Origin of the sequence: Pseudomonas sp. MWU12-2020 (genome assembly GCF_023100605.1) — a bacterium.
Taxonomy (GTDB): domain Bacteria; phylum Pseudomonadota; class Gammaproteobacteria; order Pseudomonadales; family Pseudomonadaceae; genus Aquipseudomonas; species Aquipseudomonas fluorescens_H.
Genome location: NZ_JALMEX010000014.1, coordinates 54,920 through 74,012 on the forward strand (window position 1 = coordinate 54,920; position 19,093 = coordinate 74,012).

At 59.3% G+C, this 19,093-nt stretch carries 20 protein-coding genes; 11 read left to right on the forward strand and 9 right to left on the reverse strand.

What is annotated here, in order from left to right:
- Positions 1-141 precede the first annotated feature (141 nt).
- The gene (gene gdhA / locus M0814_RS24945; protein WP_103485419.1) at positions 142-1,479 is read left to right on the forward strand and encodes an NADP-specific glutamate dehydrogenase; all 1,338 of its coding nucleotides are present in this window, start codon (positions 142-144) and stop codon (positions 1,477-1,479) included.
- On the opposite strand, the gene M0814_RS24950 is transcribed toward gdhA, so the two are convergent.
- The 4 genes from M0814_RS24950 to M0814_RS24965 form a co-directional block, all read right to left on the reverse strand.
- Positions 1,476-1,970: a GreA/GreB family elongation factor gene (locus M0814_RS24950; RefSeq protein WP_103485418.1), complete on the reverse strand. Its 495-nt coding sequence runs from the start codon at positions 1,968-1,970 to the stop codon at positions 1,476-1,478. The genes gdhA and M0814_RS24950 overlap by 4 nt on opposite strands.
- Positions 1,971-2,040: 70 nt before the next feature.
- Entirely contained in the window at positions 2,041-2,397 is a 357-nt protein-coding gene (locus M0814_RS24955; RefSeq protein ID WP_003228385.1) for a hypothetical protein, read from the reverse strand.
- A 218-nt stretch (positions 2,398-2,615) separates the two neighbouring features.
- A complete protein-coding gene (locus M0814_RS24960) occupies positions 2,616-4,469 on the reverse strand; it encodes a DUF4105 domain-containing protein (RefSeq protein ID WP_103485417.1) in 1,854 nt (617 codons plus the stop codon).
- A gap of 269 nt (positions 4,470-4,738) precedes the next feature.
- Positions 4,739-5,227, reverse strand: a complete 489-nt coding sequence (locus M0814_RS24965) for a DUF3015 domain-containing protein (protein ID WP_003228382.1) — start codon at positions 5,225-5,227, stop codon at positions 4,739-4,741.
- A gap of 300 nt (positions 5,228-5,527) precedes the next feature.
- Between M0814_RS24965 and M0814_RS24970 the strand changes: the two genes are divergently transcribed.
- Both M0814_RS24970 and M0814_RS24975 read left to right on the forward strand, forming a co-directional pair.
- Entirely contained in the window at positions 5,528-7,966 is a 2,439-nt protein-coding gene (locus tag M0814_RS24970; protein ID WP_003228380.1) for an ATP-binding protein, read from the forward strand.
- A 324-nt stretch (positions 7,967-8,290) separates the two neighbouring features.
- The gene (locus tag M0814_RS24975; RefSeq protein WP_003228378.1) at positions 8,291-8,620 is read left to right on the forward strand and encodes a hypothetical protein; all 330 of its coding nucleotides are present in this window, start codon (positions 8,291-8,293) and stop codon (positions 8,618-8,620) included.
- A gap of 6 nt (positions 8,621-8,626) precedes the next feature.
- On the opposite strand, the gene M0814_RS24980 is transcribed toward M0814_RS24975, so the two are convergent.
- Positions 8,627-10,459 carry a hypothetical protein gene (locus M0814_RS24980; protein ID WP_103485415.1) on the reverse strand — a complete coding sequence of 611 codons (1,833 nt, stop codon included), beginning with the start codon at positions 10,457-10,459 and terminating at the stop codon, positions 8,627-8,629.
- A gap of 176 nt (positions 10,460-10,635) precedes the next feature.
- Here M0814_RS24980 and M0814_RS24985 point away from each other — a divergent pair, with 176 nt between their 5' ends.
- The 3 genes from M0814_RS24985 (at position 10,636) to M0814_RS24995 (ending at position 12,304) form a co-directional block, all read left to right on the forward strand.
- On the forward strand, positions 10,636-11,124 hold the full coding sequence (locus M0814_RS24985) for a TIGR00645 family protein (protein ID WP_103485414.1): 489 nt from the start codon (positions 10,636-10,638) through the stop codon (positions 11,122-11,124).
- Between the two features lie 135 nt (positions 11,125-11,259).
- Positions 11,260-11,565: a DUF6482 family protein gene (locus M0814_RS24990; RefSeq protein WP_003228369.1), complete on the forward strand. Its 306-nt coding sequence runs from the start codon at positions 11,260-11,262 to the stop codon at positions 11,563-11,565.
- A 121-nt stretch (positions 11,566-11,686) separates the two neighbouring features.
- Positions 11,687-12,304, forward strand: a complete 618-nt coding sequence (locus M0814_RS24995; RefSeq protein ID WP_003228367.1) for an FKBP-type peptidyl-prolyl cis-trans isomerase — start codon at positions 11,687-11,689, stop codon at positions 12,302-12,304.
- A gap of 131 nt (positions 12,305-12,435) precedes the next feature.
- On the opposite strand, the gene M0814_RS25000 is transcribed toward M0814_RS24995, so the two are convergent.
- From M0814_RS25000 to M0814_RS25010, 3 genes are all read right to left on the reverse strand, one after another.
- Positions 12,436-12,693 carry a hypothetical protein gene (locus tag M0814_RS25000; protein WP_003228365.1) on the reverse strand — a complete coding sequence of 86 codons (258 nt, stop codon included), beginning with the start codon at positions 12,691-12,693 and terminating at the stop codon, positions 12,436-12,438.
- A gap of 207 nt (positions 12,694-12,900) precedes the next feature.
- Complete coding sequence (locus M0814_RS25005; RefSeq protein WP_003228364.1) at positions 12,901-13,242, reverse strand: zinc ribbon domain-containing protein YjdM; 342 nt, start codon at positions 13,240-13,242, stop codon at positions 12,901-12,903.
- A 180-nt stretch (positions 13,243-13,422) separates the two neighbouring features.
- Positions 13,423-14,391, reverse strand: a complete 969-nt coding sequence (locus M0814_RS25010; protein ID WP_003228362.1) for a polyprenyl synthetase family protein — start codon at positions 14,389-14,391, stop codon at positions 13,423-13,425.
- A 241-nt stretch (positions 14,392-14,632) separates the two neighbouring features.
- Here M0814_RS25010 and rplU point away from each other — a divergent pair, with 241 nt between their 5' ends.
- From rplU to M0814_RS25035, 5 genes are all read left to right on the forward strand, one after another.
- On the forward strand, positions 14,633-14,944 hold the full coding sequence (gene rplU / locus M0814_RS25015; protein WP_003228361.1) for a 50S ribosomal protein L21: 312 nt from the start codon (positions 14,633-14,635) through the stop codon (positions 14,942-14,944).
- Between the two features lie 35 nt (positions 14,945-14,979).
- Entirely contained in the window at positions 14,980-15,237 is a 258-nt protein-coding gene (gene rpmA, locus M0814_RS25020) for a 50S ribosomal protein L27 (RefSeq protein WP_003228360.1), read from the forward strand.
- A 194-nt stretch (positions 15,238-15,431) separates the two neighbouring features.
- Positions 15,432-16,655 (forward strand): Obg family GTPase CgtA, encoded by a 1,224-nt coding sequence (gene cgtA, locus M0814_RS25025; RefSeq protein ID WP_003228358.1) that lies wholly within the window; start codon positions 15,432-15,434, stop codon positions 16,653-16,655.
- A 137-nt stretch (positions 16,656-16,792) separates the two neighbouring features.
- Positions 16,793-17,911, forward strand: a complete 1,119-nt coding sequence (gene proB, locus M0814_RS25030; protein WP_064589259.1) for a glutamate 5-kinase — start codon at positions 16,793-16,795, stop codon at positions 17,909-17,911.
- 11 nt (positions 17,912-17,922) lie between these two features.
- Positions 17,923-18,390: a CreA family protein gene (locus M0814_RS25035; RefSeq protein WP_003228353.1), complete on the forward strand. Its 468-nt coding sequence runs from the start codon at positions 17,923-17,925 to the stop codon at positions 18,388-18,390.
- 182 nt (positions 18,391-18,572) lie between these two features.
- Here M0814_RS25035 and rpsT read toward each other — a convergent pair whose 3' ends face one another.
- Positions 18,573-18,845 (reverse strand): 30S ribosomal protein S20, encoded by a 273-nt coding sequence (gene rpsT / locus M0814_RS25040; RefSeq protein WP_003228351.1) that lies wholly within the window; start codon positions 18,843-18,845, stop codon positions 18,573-18,575.
- Between the last annotated feature and the right edge of the window lie 248 nt (positions 18,846-19,093).

A 19,093-nucleotide genomic window follows, 5' to 3' on the forward strand; every position in this document is an offset into this window, starting at 1 on the left:
CCCAAAAAACCACCTGATTTATATCCTGTGCACCATTTAATTTCATAACTGCGACATTTTGCGCTGTTGCTGTGCGCAAATCGTTTGCTACAGTCCGGCTCAATCGCTTCCAACGACAATAAATTTGCCGAGACATTTCCCATGATCGAATCCGTCGAATCCTTCCTTGCCCGACTGAAAAAACGCGACCCGGATCAACCCGAATTCCACCAGGCTGTCGAAGAAGTCCTGCGCAGTCTGTGGCCGTTTCTCGAAGCCAATCCGCGTTACCTGACCTCAGGCATTTTGGAGCGCATCTGCGAGCCGGAGCGGGCGGTGGTGTTCCGCGTGTCGTGGGTCGACGATCAGGGCAAGGTTCAGGTCAATCGCGGTTTCCGCATCCAGATGAACAGCGCCATCGGCCCGTACAAGGGCGGCTTGCGCTTCCATCCTTCGGTGAACCTGGGCGTGCTGAAGTTTCTCGCCTTCGAACAGACCTTCAAGAACTCCCTGACCTCGTTGCCCATGGGCGGCGGCAAGGGCGGTTCGGACTTCGATCCGAAGGGCAAGAGCGACGCCGAAGTCATGCGTTTCTGCCAGGCGTTCATGAGTGAGCTGTACCGCCACATCGGCGCCGACGTGGATGTGCCGGCTGGTGACATCGGTGTCGGGGCGCGGGAGATCGGTTTCCTGTTCGGCCAGTACAAACGCTTGAGCAACCAGTTCACCAGCGTGTTGACCGGCAAAGGCATGACCTACGGCGGCAGCCTGATTCGCCCGGAAGCCACCGGTTTCGGCTGCGTGTACTTCGCCGAGGAAATGCTCAAGCGCCGCGGGCAGACCGTCGAAGGCAAGCGCGTGGCAATCTCCGGTTCCGGCAACGTCGCGCAGTACGCGGCGCGCAAGGTCATGGACCTCGGCGGCAAGGTGATTTCGCTGTCCGACTCCGAAGGCACGCTGTACTGCGAATCGGGACTGAGCGAAGAACAGTGGCAGGCACTGCTGGAACTGAAAAACGTCAAACGCGGACGCATCAGCGAACTGGCTACGGCGTTCGGTCTGGAGTTCCGCGCCGGTCAGTTGCCGTGGTCGCTGCCGTGCGACATCGCGCTGCCCTGTGCCACGCAGAACGAACTCGATGCCGAGGCTGCGCGTACGCTGCTGCGCAACGGCTGCGTGTGTGTGGCCGAGGGCGCGAACATGCCGACCACCCTGGAGGCTGTGGATACCTTCATCGAGGCCGGCATTCTGTTCGCCCCGGGCAAGGCGTCAAACGCTGGCGGCGTAGCGGTCAGCGGGCTGGAGATGTCGCAGAACGCCATGCGCCTGCTGTGGACGGCGGGTGAGGTGGACAGCAAGCTGCACGCGATCATGCAGTCGATCCACCACGCCTGCGTGCATTACGGCGAAGAGAACGGGCGGATCAACTACGTCAAAGGCGCGAACATCGCCGGCTTCGTCAAAGTCGCGGATGCGATGCTCGCGCAGGGTGTGGTTTAAGCCGGTTCGATGCGAATCACTTCAATCACCTGATCGCCGGCGGGGCGCTGCCACAGCACTTCGTCATTGAGCCGGGCACCGAGCAATGCCCGGCCCAGCGGCGAAGCCCAGTTGATCAGGCCCTGACTGGCGTCGGCCTGATCTTCGCCGACCAATTGCACCCGACTTTCGGTGTTGTGTTCGTCGGCGTAGGTCACCCAGCTGCCGATCTGCACCTTGTCGGTGGAGGTCGCGGGGGCGGCGACCTGTGCGCTCCCCAGACGTTGATTGAAGTAGCGCAGATCCCGTTCCAGATCGGCCAGCCGCTGCTTGTCGGCCTGTTCGCCTTGGGCCGATTGCTCGGCGTGCAGGCTTTGCAGCTCGGCGACTTTGGCCTGTAATTGTGTCAATCCCTGCGGTGTGACGTAATTGGGCTGCGCACTGACCTGCCGTTCGACGGGTTGATCGGCTTGCGCGGCGGCGTTGTCTTCGTTGACGAAAGCGCGGCTCATGGTGTCCTCCTGTTATAGGAATTGGGCCATGGTCGCCGGCATTTGGTTTCACTGGATGTCTGGAAACGACCTATTGCGAGCGATAAGCCCGCCCGGCGTCCTGGTCTTTCTGCTGCTGCCAGGCGCGCTCGCGTTCGTCCCAGTGCTCGTTGCGATACTCTTCGCGGTCCTTGTTTTCCAGCATCGCCTGACATTGGCGAAAGCCGTCGGTCCAGCCTTCGGCGTATTGCTTGTCCTTGAGATAGCGCGGCACGTTCTTGCGAAACTCGCCACTGATCGAACCGGCGGCTTGCCGGCCACTGACGCAGCCATCGTCAAAACCGTCGGCGAAGGCCGGTGGATAACCTTTGGCGATCAAATCTTCGTGGGTGGTCTGGCAACCGCCCAGTAACAGCACAACACCCAACAGCCCCGCACACCGCCACATCGCACTCTCCCGCGCCGATTTTCGGCTTATGGGGAAAGTCTAGAAGCGGATTCGTCGGACGTTGGTGAAAGGCATGTGAGTAATTCGTTAAACACCGGAGAACCCTGTGGGAGCGGGCTTGCTCGCGAAAGCGCTGGGTCAGTCGAGATTTGAATCGCCTGACACGACGCCTTCGCGAGCAAGCCCGCTCCCACAGGGGTTATGGATTAGGCTTTAGGTCAGTAGTGATACCACTTCACCTCAAGCATGACTTCGGTCTCCGGTGTGGCAACGTGGCTGAACTCACGCTGTGCCGTCAGGCGCAAACCGAGGTTGCGCGACAGTTCCCACTGCTGGTTCAGGCTCAGGCTGCGGCGTACCTCGCCGTTGGTGAAGTAATCGCCCTTGGCCTCGACGCTCAGATTGCCCAACGGGTTTTTCCACAGCACGCCGCTGTTGAAACCGGCGGCCGGCGTGACGAACCCGGCGAAGTCATTGTTGTGTTCGATCCGCACCGTACCGAGGGCAAAGCCGAGCGTGTCTTCGCCCAGTTGCCAGGTGCCGCCACCACCGCCGTTGACGTGGCTGACCAGGTTTTCGTCATCATGCTTGCCGGGTACGCGCTCGAGGCCGCCGGTCACCTGCCACGACAGTGGCTGCAGCAACTCATTGCGCGGGGTCAGCGAGCGGATGGTTGCGAGATCCAGTTGCTGGAACTGCCATTGATTACCTTCGTATTGACGCAGCTTCATCTGCAGGATTTCGATCTGCGCGCCAAGGGGGAAGCTTTCGGCGTTGTCGTTGAGATCGTGATAGGCCATGCGCAAGCCGTATTCGCCGAAGGCACGATCGCCCCGGGTGCCGATGCCGGCCTGCCAGGTACGCGATTCATGGCCGTCTTCGGGCAGGCCCGGTTGTGGAATCTGCAAGTCCGGCGGCGGGTTCTTGTTGATCGCCCGCAGCAGTTCGAAGCTGCGCTGCGCCCGTTGCGGATCACGTTCCTGACCGTTGGCGCGGTAGCGTTCCAGACGATACGCGGCGTCGATGATCAGCGCCTGACGATCCCTGGGCAGGGCCTTGAACGTCGGGTCCTGCAACACCTGTTGATCGGCGCTGACTTTCAGCACCCATTGCTGTTCTTCCTTGTTCAACGGCTCGGCGCGGCTGAGCAGTTCACGCTCGCGTGACGGGCGATATTCGATACTTTCCACCAGCCCGGCCTCTTTCACCGCTTTGACCGTGTCGGTAGGGATGGCGGTCAGCGGGAATTGCTCGGTCAGGCGCAGGCTTGGGCGCGCCACCTGCAGCAGTTCGAGCAGGCGATAGGAGCAGTTTTCGTCGAAGAAGAAATAGTCGAACTGGATCTGCTTCAGCTCCCACACGTGCTCGACCATGCGTGCGGTTTCTTCTTGTGTCAGGTTCAGCCGGTATTCCCACAGGTCGCGGTTTTCCAGGCTGCGGTACTCGGAGAGTTTTTCCTGATACGGCACCAGCGCGAACAGCCCCGGGTAGCCACCCATCAAGCCTTTCCAGGCGTAGAGGATGCTGTTGTCCGAGCCTTCGATGTAGGCGCCGAAGTTGATTGCGTAACTCAGCAGCGACGTCTTGTCGGCCTGCACGTCTGCCTGGTCGATGCGCAACAGGGTATGGCCGAACATCGACGAAGGGCTGTTGAGGTAGGCCGCTGGAAAAATCATCACCGCGCTGTGCGGCGAGACGTCCTTGAACCACTTCTTGAATTCGGCGCAATCGGGGGCGGGCAGGTCGGTCAGATTGAGCTGTGCTTTCAGCCAGCGCGTACGCGCCGGGTAGACGCATTGGGCATGTTGCTCGCCGAGACTGGCCGGGGCGTATAGCGCTTGCACGGTAGCGGCCAGTTCATGGTCGGGGTGTTCGTTGCCATCGGGCGCGAGAAAGAACTTCTTGTCGCTGACATAGCTGCGCCAGCCGCCGAGCTTGGCGGTTTCGTAGTGACCGAGGGAAATCCAGAAGCGGTCGTTGGCCAGTTGCTGCAAACGTTGAGGGTCGACGTGAGGCGCGGCGGACAGCGGGGCGCAGACACAGAGCGCCAGCCAGGCAAGGCGTTTGAGCATAGGTGGCAACTTAAGTCGAAAGAAAAACAAAGACCCCGGGCGTTAATACAGACAATTCAAACTGCACCAACCCTGTGGCGAGGGAGCTTGCTCCCGCTGGAGTGCGCAGCGCTCCCTCTTCTTGAAGATTGGGGCCGCTTCGCGCCCCAGCGGGAGCAAGCTCCCTCGCCACAGGGTTCAGCGCATGTCACAACTGACCTGCATCGCTCAAAAAGGGCGGGCCATAAAAAACAAAACCCGCTTCCCGAAAGAAGCGGGTGGGGTCGAGCTTAAGCTTGAGTCGCGTACTTGGCCAGACGAGGGTCGTTTTTCAGTACGGCCAGAGTGTTGGTATGCACGTCTTCTGCGGTCACGTCAGCTTTGCTGAAGATCTGCTGGAAGTGCTCGTGAGTGACAGCCGCGAAGTGCGCACGGTCTTCCGGCGCCACGCCCAGTACCACGGCGTAGGTCGTCAGCGCTTCGCCGTTGCCCTTGGCCATGTCTTCGGACAGCTCGTTCATCATGCCATTCATGGCGAACCAGGATTTACCGCCGTAGGTCAGCGACGCGTTGGTCGAGCAACCGTTGGTGCCGGAAGTCATACCGAACGTTGCGTTACCGGAGGTGCCGTTGGTGGTGGATGCCAGGAAGTGTGCCGGGGTGCCACGCTGACCTTCGAACAGCATGTTGCCCCAACCGCAATCCGGACCGCCTGGCGCCTGAGCCATGGCGTTGAGGGAAACAACGGTGAAGAGAGTACCGAGAAGAATCCGTTTCATAGCTTTGTTCTCTTTGTGTGCATACCAATGGACAGGGTTCTGGCCCCCCAAGCGCTGTCTAGACAGACTCTTTTGAAGCCAGTGGGCCGGTTATTGTTCCAGCCGCGCAGTTTGGAGTTTAGGCACGTTCCTGTGGTTCCGTGATTTTTTGCTGATTATTCGTTGATGTCCCCGGTTTCACGGGGCCGGCTGCGGAGCAGGGCGCTTGTCTATGCTTTGTCGTGTGGCGCGCCTTGCCAGTGGGGTACGGGCAGCGCCAGAATGCCGCTATCTGCCCCGCCTGATTGTTAAGGAAGCCCGATGCCTGATCCTGTTGCTGCCAGCTTGCGTCTAGCGCCCGAAGCGCTGACCCGTCCGTTTTCCGCTGAACAGTTCAGCTTCACTACCACCAATGATCTGGAGCCCTTTCGCGGTGTGCTTGGCCAGGAACGTGCGGTCGAAGCCTTGCAGTTCGGTGTGGCCATGCCACGCCCCGGTTACAACGTCTTTGTCATGGGCGAACCCGGCACCGGCCGTTTCTCGTTCGTCAAACGCTACCTGAAGGCCGAAGGCAAACGCCTGCAGACCCCGGCGGACTGGGTCTACGTCAACAATTTCGATGAACCGCGTGAACCTCGTGCACTGGAATTGCCTTCGGGCACCGCCAGCGCATTCATCGGCGACATCAACGGTCTGATCGACAACCTGCTGGCGACTTTCCCGGCGGTGTTCGAACACCCGTCCTACCAGCAAAAGAAAAGCGCCATCGACCGCGCCTTCAACCAGCGCTACGACAAGGCGCTGGACGTCATCGAGCGTCTGGCCCTGGAAAAAGACGTCGCCCTGTATCGCGACAGCAGCAACATCGCGTTCACCCCGATGCTTGAAGGCAAGGCGCTGGACGAGGCCGAGTTTTCGCAACTGCCGGAAGCCGAGCGCGAACGCTTTCACGAGGACATTTCCGGTCTCGAAGAACGCCTGAACGAAGAACTCGCGAGCCTGCCGCAATGGAAGCGCGAGTCGAACAATCAGCTGCGTCAGCTCAATGAAGAAACCATCACCCTGGCCTTGCAGCCCTTGCTCTCGCCGTTGTCCGAGAAGTACGCGGAGAACGCCGCGGTCTGCGGTTACCTGCAAGCGATGCAGGTGTATCTGCTGAAAACCGTGGTCGAGCAACTGGTTGACGACAGCAAGACCGACGCTGTCGCGCGCAAGCTGCTGGAGGAGCAATACGCGCCGAGCCTGGTGGTGGGTCATCCGCACAGTGGCGGTGCGCCGGTGGTGTTCGAGCCGCATCCGACCTACGAAAACCTGTTTGGCCGTATCGAATACACCACCGATCAGGGCGCGCTCTACACCACTTATCGTCAGTTGCGCCCGGGTGCGTTGCATCGCGCCAACGGCGGCTTCCTGATCCTGGAAGCGGAAAAAATGCTCAGCGAGCCGTTCGTGTGGGACGCGCTGAAGCGCGCCCTGCAATCGCGCAAACTGAAGATGGAATCGCCGCTGGGCGAGATGGGCCGTTTCGCCACCGTGACCCTCAATCCGCAGCACATTCCGTTGCAGGTCAAAGTGGTGATCATCGGTGCGCGCCAGTTGTATTACACGTTGCAGGATCTGGATCCGGACTTCCAGGAGATGTTCCGGGTGCTGGTCGACTTCGACGAAGACATCCCGATGGTCGACGAAAGCCTGGAGCAATTCGCCCAGTTGCTGAAGACCCGTACCTCGGAAGAAGGCATGGCGCCGCTGACTGCCGATGCGGTCGCGCGTCTGGCGACCTACAGCGCACGGCTGGCCGAGCATCAGGGGCGGTTGTCGGCACGGATCGGCGACCTGTTCCAGTTGGTCAGCGAAGCGGACTTCATCCGCCATCTGGCCGGCGATGAAATGACCGACGCCGGGCACATCGAACGTGCGCTGAAAGCCAAGGCAACCCGCACCGGTCGTGTCTCGGCGCGGATTCTCGACGATATGCTCGCCGGTATCATCCTGATTGACACCGATGGTGCGGCGGTCGGCAAGTGCAACGGGCTGACCGTGCTGGAAGTCGGTGATTCGGCGTTCGGTGTGCCAGCGCGGATTTCCGCCACGGTGTATCCGGGCGGCAGCGGCATCGTCGACATCGAGCGTGAGGTCAATCTCGGCCAGCCGATTCACTCCAAGGGCGTGATGATCCTCACCGGGTATCTGGGCAGTCGTTACGCCCAGGAATTCCCGTTGGCGATTTCAGCGAGCATCGCGCTGGAACAATCCTACGGTTACGTCGATGGCGACAGCGCATCGCTGGGCGAGGCTTGCACGCTGATTTCGGCGCTGTCGAAAACCCCGCTCAAGCAGTGTTTTGCGATCACCGGTTCGATCAACCAGTTCGGCGAAGTGCAGGCGGTTGGCGGGGTCAACGAGAAGATCGAGGGCTTCTTCCGGCTCTGCGAGGCACGCGGGCTGACGGGCGAGCAGGGCGCGATCATTCCGCAGGCCAACGTCGCTACGCTGATGCTCGACGAGAAGGTGCTGGCGGCGGTGCGCGCCGGGCAGTTCCACGTGTACGCGGTGCGTCAGGCTGACGAAGCGCTGAGCCTGTTGGTCGGCGAGCCGGCCGGTGAGCCGGATGCCGAAGGCCAGTTCCCGGAGGGCAGCGTCAACGCCCGCGTGGTCGAGCGTCTGCGGGTGATTGCCGAGATGATCAGTGAAGATGACCTGAAAGAGGCCGAGAAGGAACTGGCGCAGGAGGCGTTGGCAGAGGCCAAACCAGCCTGAACGCTGACCTGGTAAACATTGTGGGAGGGGGCTTGCTCCCGAAGGCGGTGTATCAATCAACTAATGTGTCGATTGATACACCGCCTTCGGGAGCAAGCCCCCTCCCACAGTTGTTTTCAAATTGGATTTTGCGGTGATCATCGGGAAAAGTGCCACTACTCTGACGTCAGAATTCACACAATGACCATTCGGCGCCTTCTGGTTCTATCCGGCTTGCTGGGCGGACTTTTCTTCTATTCTCAGCTCAAGGACATCGACAGTATCACTGGATCGAAACAGCCTTCGCGTGAAGGCTGAATACAGGCTTTACCGAGGGTCGCCGCCATGTCGCGCAACCTCTGCCTCACCCGTCAATGCCTGGGTCTCGTGACCCGCATCGAATGCGTCATCAAGCCGTTGGCCGGCGATACCGGCATGTGGACGCTGCTCTTCGCTGCCGGCATGGCCGGCGAACAACCTTCCGCCATCAAGGCCCAAGGTCCGTTTCACGGGCCGGTCGCCGCCGAGTCGATTCTCGACACCATTGTTGAAAGCCTGACGATGCACGGCTATGAACTGGCCGACGATCCGCAGATCTGGAGCCTGCACCTGCAAGCACAGCTGCGCCAGATCAACGGTGGGCGTGGGCGTACGGTCGGCGTGTTCGACCATTAGGCGCCATCATGGCGCAGTGTCGGGCAACTGCGCCTTGTCGAGCTTGACCTCAAAGCCGTATTGCACGGTATTGAGTTCGGTTCGCTGGTAGGTCTCCACGTGCGTTGGACGGCCATAGAAGTAATGCACGCCGAACAGCGCCGGACCTTGTGCGCTCGCGTCGTGACTGACCGACAGAATCTGTTTCAGGTAGTTGCCACTGTCATCTTTGACGAAGAATCGCCAGGCGTTGGCCGGGAACAGTTTCAGGTCCACCACCAGCATGTTGTTCTTGATCTCCAGGCCTTTGGGCAAGGACTTGGCGTCGTAGGTTTTTTTGTCCACGCTGGCGAGAAACAATGGCATCGAGCCCACGGCAATCGCCGGGGTTTCCGGAAACAGATTCAAGTCGTAAGTAATGGTCGCTTGCAGCGGATCGACCTGGTACGCCTCGGGCGGCAGTTCGATCGGTTCATCGAGTTTGCCGCTGCGTTTCTCGGTGAAGAACGTCACCGGGCTGTCGCCCGGGCTGAAGTCATCGCCGAGCAATTCATCGTTAAAGGTGCGTCGGTGGGAGAACTCGATGCGTGCAGCGCTCGGGTCTTCCGTGGACTGATGGATGCGGATGCCGGCCTTCAGCGCTTCCTCGGTGAGGCTCGCGCCCTTGAGCCAGTTCGGCGCCAGATCGTCATACACCACCACCCCCGGGTCCAGCGGCTGGATGGCCTTTTCCGTGGTGTGCTGACTGAAGGTGCGCACCGGTAGATCCAGGGCTTTGCGAGTCACGGTCGCCGATGAGAAATCGAGCACGCTGATTTCCAGAGTGTCGATAGGGCCGTTGAAGTAGATCTTGTTGTAACGCCGTGGGTGTTGCTGCTCGAAGGCATGCTGTTCGTTCTCGAGCTGTTTTTCCAGACCTTCGCTCCAGGTTTTATGTTGTTGCAGGTACGCCAGTTGTTTTTCGTAGAAGGCTACCTGTGCCGGACTTTCATTGATTGAGCCGGCGCGCTCCAGGTATTGCCCGCTGGTGTCGCGAGCCTGAACGATTACTGGATTGAGCTGTGCCCCCTCAACCTCGGGAGCCAGTGGCAGGCTGTTGCTGACTTCGATTTCGGCGTAGTTCTTTTCCAGCTTCAGCAGGGTGACGCTGAGGTTGTCGTCGGTGCGGGTCTGGCCGACATCCTTCTGGTTCAGGTTGAAGCTGAACAAGCGTCGCGGCGCAATCACTTCCACTTTACCTTGCAGGCTCACCGGCTGCGGCTGGCTCTTCCTGTCCACGTCCAGACCCTCGATGAACGGGTAGGTCACGGTCAGGTCTTCGGGGTTGGTGACGTTGGAGCTGGACGGGCTCAGCTGAATGCCTGGATCGGTTTCCGACCACTCCTGCTGATAGGCAATCACGCGTTTGTTGCTCAGCGTGACTGACTGCCATTCCACACCATGCGGGAACAGGAAGCCGCCGGGAATGTTCAGGTTGAAGGGGAACACCGGTTGCAGGTCGGTGAGGTAGTCGGAGCTGGCGTCCTTGTGCAGCACGAACAGGCCATTGATGAAGGTGTCGACCAGCGCCTGCGGTGAAGGGTAATGCTTGAGGACGCCGAGAATGTCTTCGCCGTAGACGGTTTTCAGCGGTGCGCCGTCAAGTTTGAGCTGCGCGCGTTCGAGCAACAGCAACGATCCGCCGAGCTCGGTCACGGCCTCCTTGAGCTTCGGGTCGGCGATGGCGTCCAGTGAATGTTCGAACGTTGCCGTCTTTGCTTCGAGGCTGACCGATGGTTTTTTCTCATCACCCGGAGAGCAGCCTCCCAGCAGCAGAGCGAGGCAAATCCCGGCAGTCTTAAACGGCAATCGCACATCCATTTCCAGTCGTCCTGTCCACTTTCGCTAGGTGTTCAATGGTTTGGACAGTAGCAGAAAAAAAATCACATACACACGCAGGTGGCGGTGATTGGAGGTGCGAGCCGGGCGGTTTCTGGCTGTCACAGGGGGCTGGTATACTCGCCTCCGATTACAACCCCCCCCTTGTGTGAGATTCAATGGAACGCTTTTTCGAAAACGCAATGTACACCTCGCGCTGGCTGCTGGCGCCGATCTATTTCGGCCTGTCCCTCGGGCTGCTGGCGCTGGCACTGAAATTTTTCCAGGAAGTCTTCCACGTCATCCCCAACGTGTTCTCGATGGCCGAATCGGATCTGATCCTGGTGCTGCTGTCGCTGATCGACATGGCGCTGGTTGGCGGCCTGCTGGTGATGGTGATGATTTCCGGCTATGAAAACTTCGTCTCGCAGCTGGACATCGACGACAACAAGGAAAAGCTCAACTGGCTGGGCACCATGGACTCTTCGTCGCTGAAGATGAAAGTGGCGGCATCGATCGTGGCGATTTCTTCGATCCATCTGCTGCGCATCTTCATGGACGCCAAGAACGTCGATCCCGAGCACCTGATGTGGTACGTGATCATCCACATGACCTTCGTGATCTCGGCGTTCGCCATGGGTTACCTGGACAAGGTCACCAAGCACTGATCATTGATTGATCGCTGCAAAAACACCGCCCGTCTGTTGCGAAACAGACGGGCGGTGTCGTTTGTGGCTTGTGCTTTGGTGCGTGCGGGCATATCCCTGTAGAGGTCTTGGCTCGCCACCGTGTGAGGTGCGTTCATGAACCTGCAAGAGTTGAATGCGTTTGCCATCGCCAGGAAGGTCGATGAGCTGAACCTGATCTCCATGGAGGGCGGGCTTTATCTGCTCGAGGCGCGGATGCATGGGGCGGCGTATCCGCTGAGTGATCCCAAGGGCAACATGCTGATGCTGCGTTCGGTGGAGCATGCGCGGGATGTGTTGCACAACTTTCCGGTGCTGCCGTTCAACCTCGTACACACCTTGGTGCACGATGAAATGTGCGGACTGGTCGTCAGTGCCGATGAAAGCCTGAAAGTACCGCTGGCCTGGCGCTCGGCCCTGTAGGCCTTGCGCGCCATCGCTGGGCATCTGTGCTAGTCTGCTCGCCCTTTTGGTTCCGGGCGCGCCGGGACGCGCTGTGCACGCACGGCAAGTCTGATGGCCGTCCGCACAGCGGAGCAGTGTCATGTCCGAAGTAAATCTGTCCACCGACGAAACTCGCGTCAGCTACGGCATCGGCCGTCAACTGGGTGACCAGCTGCGCGACAACCCGCCACCGGGTGTCAGCCTGGACGCCATCCTGGCCGGTCTGACCGACGCATTCGCCGGCAAGCCAAGCCGTGTCGATCAGGAAGCCATGTCCGCCAGCTTCAAGGTGATCCGCGAGATCATGCAAGCCGAAGCCGCCGCCAAAGCTGAAGCCGCTGCCGGCGAAGGCCGTGCTTTCCTGGCTGAAAACGCCAAGAAAGAAGGCATCACCACGCTGGCTTCCGGTCTGCAATTCGAAGTGCTGACCCAGGGTGAAGGCGCCAAGCCATCCCGTGAAGACACCGTGCGTACTCACTACCACGGCATGCTGATCGACGGCACCGTGTTTGACAGCTCCTACGATCGTGGCCAGCCAGCAGAATTCCCGGTTGGCGGCGTGATCGCTGGCTGGACCGAAGCTCTGCAACTGATGAATGCCGGCAGCAAATGGCGCCTGTACGTGCCGAGCGAACTGGCTTACGGCGCTCAAGGCGTTGGCAGCATCCCGCCGCACAGCGTTCTGGTATTCGACGTCGAGCTGCTGGACGTTCTGTAAGACCTGCCCTGCCTTTATGGTGGGCTAATGTAGGAGTGAGCCTGCTCGCGATGGCGTCTGTTCAGTCGACTACTCAGTTGCCTGATATCCCGCTATCGCGAGCAGGCTCACTCCTACAGTTTTTTGGGGCTTCATATTTCGATCTTGTGATGCAGCTCATTGGTCGGGCGCAACGCCCGGGCATAGCAGAACAGGAACAGATTGCGCACCAGCTCCTTGAGCACCAGCGGTTCGCTGGAATTCAGGCTGCTGACGTCCAGATCACCCTGATCCTGCAGCTCATGCAGGGCTTCTTCTTCCAGTACCGCACAGACTTCTCCGGTTTCCCGATGCAGGATCCTGAGGTATGGGTGTGGGCGATCCAGCCAGGCGTCGATCAAATAAGTCATGGGTCTCATCTCCTTGAAAGGTTTCAATGAGAATAATTCTTATTCGTCAAATAGCAAGTGCCTATTGGCGGAATGCGATTTTTTCCGGGTAAAGATTGCGTAAGGTCAACACGGCTGGCGTCTGGCTATCACGCGAGAATGCAGGAGGGGAGAGCGGGGAGGGCGATTCACCATCCCGCGGCGGGCGCGGGATGGCTGACAGAAGGATCAGACCTTTCTGACGAACTCGGACTTGAGCTTCATCGGGCCGATGCCGTCGATCTTGCAGTCGATGTCATGGTCGCCATCGCACAGGCGGATGTTCTTGACCTTGGTGCCGACCTTGACCACCAGCGAAGTGCCTTTGACCTTGAGGTCCTTGATCACGGTGATGGTGTCGCCGTCCTGCAGCACGTTGCCCACCGAATCTTTCTTCACGGCATCATCGGACGCCACTTCGGCTTCGCCATTGGCCGACCACTCGTGGGCGCACTCGGGGCAGATCAGTTGGGCACCGTCTTCGTAGGTGTATTCGGAATTGCATTTCGGGCAGGGTGGCAACGTGCTCACTAAGGCTCCTTGATAGGGGATCGCTAAAAGTCGCACATTGTATAGGGTTTTATGCGCAGGAGGGCATAGCGCAGAAACAACTGTGGGAGCAGGCTTGCTCGCGAATGCGCTGTTTCATTGAACATTAATGTTGAATGACAGGTTGCTTTCGCGAGCGAGCCCGCTCCCACAGAAGGCAGATCAGTGCGTGCGGGCGACCGCGAACTCGCTCAGCTCTACCAGTGCATCGCGGTATTCGCTGGCTGGCAGCGCGTCGAGGCATTTGATCGCACGGGCCACGTAGTCGCGGGCCAGTTGCGCGGTGTATTCCAGCGAACCCGAGGCTTCCACGGCGATGCGGATGCTTTCGAGGTCTTCGATTCCGCCTTTCTGGATTGCCTGGCGTACCAGTGCAGCCTGCTCAGGTGTGCCTTCACGCATGGTGTAGATCAGCGGCAGGGTCGGCTTGCCTTCGGCCAGATCGTCACCGACGTTCTTGCCCAGGGTCTCGGCGTCGCCCTTGTAGTCCAGCAGGTCGTCGACCAGTTGGAACGCCACGCCCAGGTGATCACCGAAGGTGCGCAGGGCTTCGCTCTGTTCGGCGGTGGCACCGGCCAGTGCGGCAGCGCTGTGGGTCGAGGCTTCGAAGAGCATCGCGGTCTTGCCGCGGATGACTTCCATGTAGGTTTCTTCGGTGGTGCTGGCGTCGCGTACCTTGGACAGCTGCAACACTTCGCCTTCGGCGATGATGCGCGTGGCCTGGGACAGGATCTTCATCACCGGCATCGAACCCAGCTCGACCATCATTTCGAACGAGCGCGAGTACAGGAAGTCGCCGACCAGCACGCTTGGGGCGTTGCCCCACATGGCGTTGGCGGTCGAGCGGCCACGGCGCATGCCGGACATGTCGACCACGTCGTCATGCAGCAGGGTCGCGGTGTGCAGAAATTCGATGGTGGCGGCCAGCAGACGCATGTCGTCGCCTTCGCGACCCAGGGCCTTGCCACACAGCAGCACCAGTAACGGACGCAGGCGTTTGCCGCCGGCCGAGGTGATGTAATCGCCGATTTTCGATACCAGCGGCACTCGGGAAGTCAGCTGCTTCTTGATGATGCCGTCGACGGCGTTAAAATCGTCCGCCACCGCGCGGTAGAAAGCTTGGGGTTGCATCAGCGACAGTTGCTCCAGAAGGGTTGCGCGGCATGCTAGGACCCACACCGGGGCCTGTCAAGGCGCGATGGACGGCCACTTGCGTGACTCTCGCGGCTTGCGTACAATCGCGCACCCTGAACTTCCTGGGCAGCACCTGCCTTACGCAATTGCACTTGGGCCGTTCCAGCCCCATGCAGCCATGCCAGCCAATACCTCTTCTTATAAAGAGCTGGGTGAGCAGGATTATCGGAGAAATACCATGTACGCAGTAATCGTTACCGGCGGTAAGCAATACAAGGTCGCTGAAGGTGAATACCTGAAGATCGAAAAACTGGAAGTCGCTACTGGCGAATCCGTGACTTTTGACCGCGTTCTGCTGGTCGCCAATGGCGACGACGTGAACATCGGCGCACCTGTTGTTGCTGGCGCAACCGTCAAGGCTGAAGTGATCTCCCAAGGTCGTCACGATAAAGTCCGCATCATCAAGTTCCGTCGCCGTAAGCACCACATGAAGCGTATGGGCCACCGCCAGTGGTTCACCGAGATCAAAATCACCGGTATTCAGGCTTAATTACAGCCTAATTCCTCACTAGGAGAATTGAACTCATGGCACACAAAAAAGCTGGTGGTAGTACCCGTAACGGTCGCGACTCAGAAGCCAAACGCCTTGGCGTGAAGATGTATGGCGGCCAGGTCATCAAGGCCGGCAACATCATCGTGCGTCAGCGCGGCACCCAATTCCACGCTGGCTACGGCGTTGGCATGGGTAAAGATCACACCCTCTTCGCGAAAATCGAAGGCGTGATCAAGTTTGAAGTAAAAGGCGCCTTCGGTCGTCGTTACGTGAGCGTTGTCGCGGCTTAATCGCGAGATCGCTGGAAGAGCCCTGTCTTGCGACGGGGCTTTTTCGTTTGTGGGGTGAGTCTCTTGCAAAACTGTTTGTATGGGCTGTCGGCGTGCGATGCAGGTCGTGGTTTGGGGTCGCTGCGCTCATTTTTGCAAGAGTCTTATGTCTTGATTGTTTTTCGGCTCGTCCGTATGGCGAGAGGCGTTGAGTTATGAAGTTTGTAGACGAAGTATCGATCCGCGTAAAAGCTGGCGACGGCGGCAATGGCTGCATGAGTTTCCGTCGGGAAAAATTCATTGAAAACGGCGGCCCGAACGGCGGTGATGGCGGTGACGGCGGTTCCATCTACATGATGGCCGACGAAAACCTCAACACCCTGGTCGACTACCGTTACACCCGGCACTTCGATGCCGAGCGTGGCTCCAACGGCGGCAGCACCGATTGCACCGGCAAGAAGGGTGAAGACCTGATCCTGCGTGTGCCGGTCGGTACCACCGTGATCGACTCGGCCACCCAGGAAGTGATTGGTGACCTGACCAAGGCCGGCCAGAAACTGATGGTGGTGCAGGGCGGTTGGCACGGTCTGGGCAATACCCGTTTCAAATCCAGTACCAACCGTGCGCCGCGCCAGACCACTCCGGGTAAGCCGGGTGAGCAGCGCGACCTGAAACTGGAAATGAAAGTGCTGGCTGACGTCGGTCTGCTGGGCTTGCCGAATGCCGGTAAAAGTACCTTTATCCGTTCGGTGTCGGCGGCCAAGCCGAAAGTCGCCGACTACCCGTTCACCACGCTGGTGCCGAACCTGGGTGTGGTCAGCGTTGATCGCTGGAAAAGCTTCGTCATCGCCGACATTCCGGGGCTGATCGAAGGTGCTTCCGACGGTGCCGGCCTGGGCATTCGCTTCCTCAAGCACTTGGCGCGTACGCGTCTGTTGCTGCACCTCGTCGACATGGCGCCGCTGGATGACACCAGTGCACCGGACGCGGCTGAAGTGATCGTCAACGAACTGGTCAAATTCAGTCCGTCGCTGGCCGAGCGTGATCGCTGGCTGGTGCTGAACAAATGCGACCAGATCCTTGAAGAAGAGCACGAAGAGCGCGTCAAGGAAATCGTTGATCGCCTGCAGTGGGAAGGTCCGGTCTACGTGATCTCGGCCATCGCCAAAGAAGGTACCGAGCGCCTGACGCGCGACATCATGCGTTATTTGGAAGATCGTGCTGATCGTCTGGCCAACGACCCTGCGTACAAGGAAGAACTGGCCGATCTCGATCAGCGCATCGAAGACGAAGCCCGTGCGCAGTTGCAGGCCCTGGATGACAAGCGTGCCCTGCGTCGCAGCGGCGTGAAGTCGGTCCATGACATCGGCGACGATGACTGGGACGAAGAAGATGTGGATGATGAAGACGGTCCGGAAATCATTTACGTGCGCGACTGATTCGTTGCAGTAAACTTAAGCGCCGCTCAATCGAGCGGCGTTTTAGTATCTGGAAATCGATCGTTGGTCACCAATAGCCACGATTAACGTCACGGGCAGCGCTGGGTCGCGCGGCCCTCAAGCTAAGGTTGAAGATGATGCGGAGCAAAGTGACAGGTGCGCAGCGTTGGGTCGTGAAGATCGGCAGCGCTTTGCTGACGGCGGACGGCAAGGGGCTGGATCGCAAGGCAATGGGTGTCTGGGTCGAACAGATGGTCGCCCTGCATGAGGCGGGTGTCGAGCTGGTGCTGGTGTCCTCCGGCGCAGTGGCTGCCGGCATGAGCCGCCTGGGCTGGACCGCACGACCCAGTGCGATGCACGAGCTCCAGGCCGCTGCTGCAATCGGCCAGATGGGCTTGGTGCAGGCCTGGGAGTCGAGCTTTGCCGAGCATGGCCGGCACACCGCGCAGATTCTCCTGACTCACGACGATCTGTCCGACCGCAAGCGCTACCTGAACGCCCGCAGCACCTTGCGCGCACTGGTCGAGCTGAAAGTCATCCCGGTGATCAACGAAAACGACACGGTGGTCACCGACGAAATCCGTTTCGGCGACAACGATACGCTGGCGGCGCTGGTGGCTAATCTGGTCGAGGCCGATCTGCTGGTGATCCTCACCGATCGCGACGGCATGTTCGACGCCGATCCGCGCAACAACCCCGATGCGCAGCTGATTTACGAAGCGCGCGCCGATGATCCGACGCTTGATGCGGTGGCGGGCGGTACCGGCGGTGCGCTGGGGCGTGGCGGCATGCAGACCAAGCTGCGTGCGGCGCGGCTGGCGGCGCGTTCCGGGGCGCACACGATCATCGTCGGTGGGCGTCTGGAGCGAGTGCTCGATCGCCTGAAGGCTGGCGAGCGCATCGGTACGCTGCTGTCGCCTGAGCGCGGCATGCTGGCGGCGCGCAAGCAGTGGCTGGCCGGGCATTTGCAGACTCGCGGCACGCTGGTGCTGGACGAAGGTGCGGTGTCGGCCTTGTCGCAGGGTAACAAGAGTCTGCTGCCGGTCGGCGTGAAACTGGTTCAGGGTAGTTTCCGTCGCGGCGAGATGGTGGTTTGCGTGGCGCCGGACGGTCGTGAAATTGCCCGTGGTTTGGCCAACTATAGTGCTCTAGAGGCGCAAAAAATCATTGGTCAGTCGTCGGACGCGATTGTCGGCGTGCTGGGCTACATGGCTGAGCCGGAACTGGTTCACCGTGACAACCTGATTCTGGTCTGAGGAAAAGCGCGATGCGTATGGCAAAAGGATTGTTGGGTCTGCTGATGGCGTTGCCACTGCTGGCCTCGGCCGAGGAAATCGGTCAGGTGTCGACGGTATTCAAGTTTGTCGGTCCGAATGACCGGATTGTGGTCGAGGCTTTCGATGATCCGAAAGTCGATGGCGTGACCTGCTACCTGTCCCGCGCCAAGACGGGTGGGGTAAAGGGTGGTTTGGGCCTGGCCGAGGATCGTGCTGAGGCGTCGATTGCCTGTCGCCAGGTTGGCCCGATCAAGTTCAAGGGTGAGTTGAAGGATGGCGACGAGGTATTCAAGGAGCGCACGTCGCTGGTATTCAAAACCATGCAGGTGGTGCGTTTCCTCGACAAGAAGCGCAATACGCTGGTGTACCTGGTCTACAGCGATCGCGTGATCGAAGGTAGTCCGCAGAATGCGGTGACGGCGATTCCGATCGTGCCGTGGGTGCCCGTTCAGCAATAACACCGCAGAAACAACTGTAGGAGTGAGCCTGCTCGCGATGGCGTTGTATCAGTCAATATATGCATCGACTGATACAACGCCATCGCGAGCAGGCTCACTCCTACATTTTTTTGTGCTGCATTCGCTAAATCGCAGGCAATAAAAAACCGACCCTAAGGTCGGTTTTTTAATGACTACGTCGATTAAGCAGCTTCTTTCAGTGCCTTGACGTGGCCATTCAGACGGCTCTTATGACGAGCAGCCTTGTTCTTGTGGATGATGCCTTTATCGGCCATACGGTCGATAACTGGCACAGCCAGAACGTATGCAGCTTGAGCTTTTTCAGCGTCTTTTGCGTCGATGGCCTTAACTACATTCTTGATGTAGGTACGAACCATGGAACGCAGGCTGGCGTTGTGGCTGCGACGCTTCTCAGCCTGTTTTGCACGTTTTTTGGCGGAAGGTGAGTTGGCCACCGTCGAGCTCCTCGAAAGACTTTTTAGGAAATAGCAAACAAAATAGGCCGCGAATCATGCCGATGAGTTGAAGTCTTGTCAAGGGCGCTTGAAACGTTCCGCTAAGTGGTAGGTGTAAAGAGGCGGGATATTTATTTCCGGCGCTTGACCTGTAAACTCGCGAGCTTTGGCTCTGTGCTGTTGCGGCGCGGAGTATCGCACAAGTGGGCGCATTGTTCGCCTGCTGTTTATCGACAGGCACTAATTCC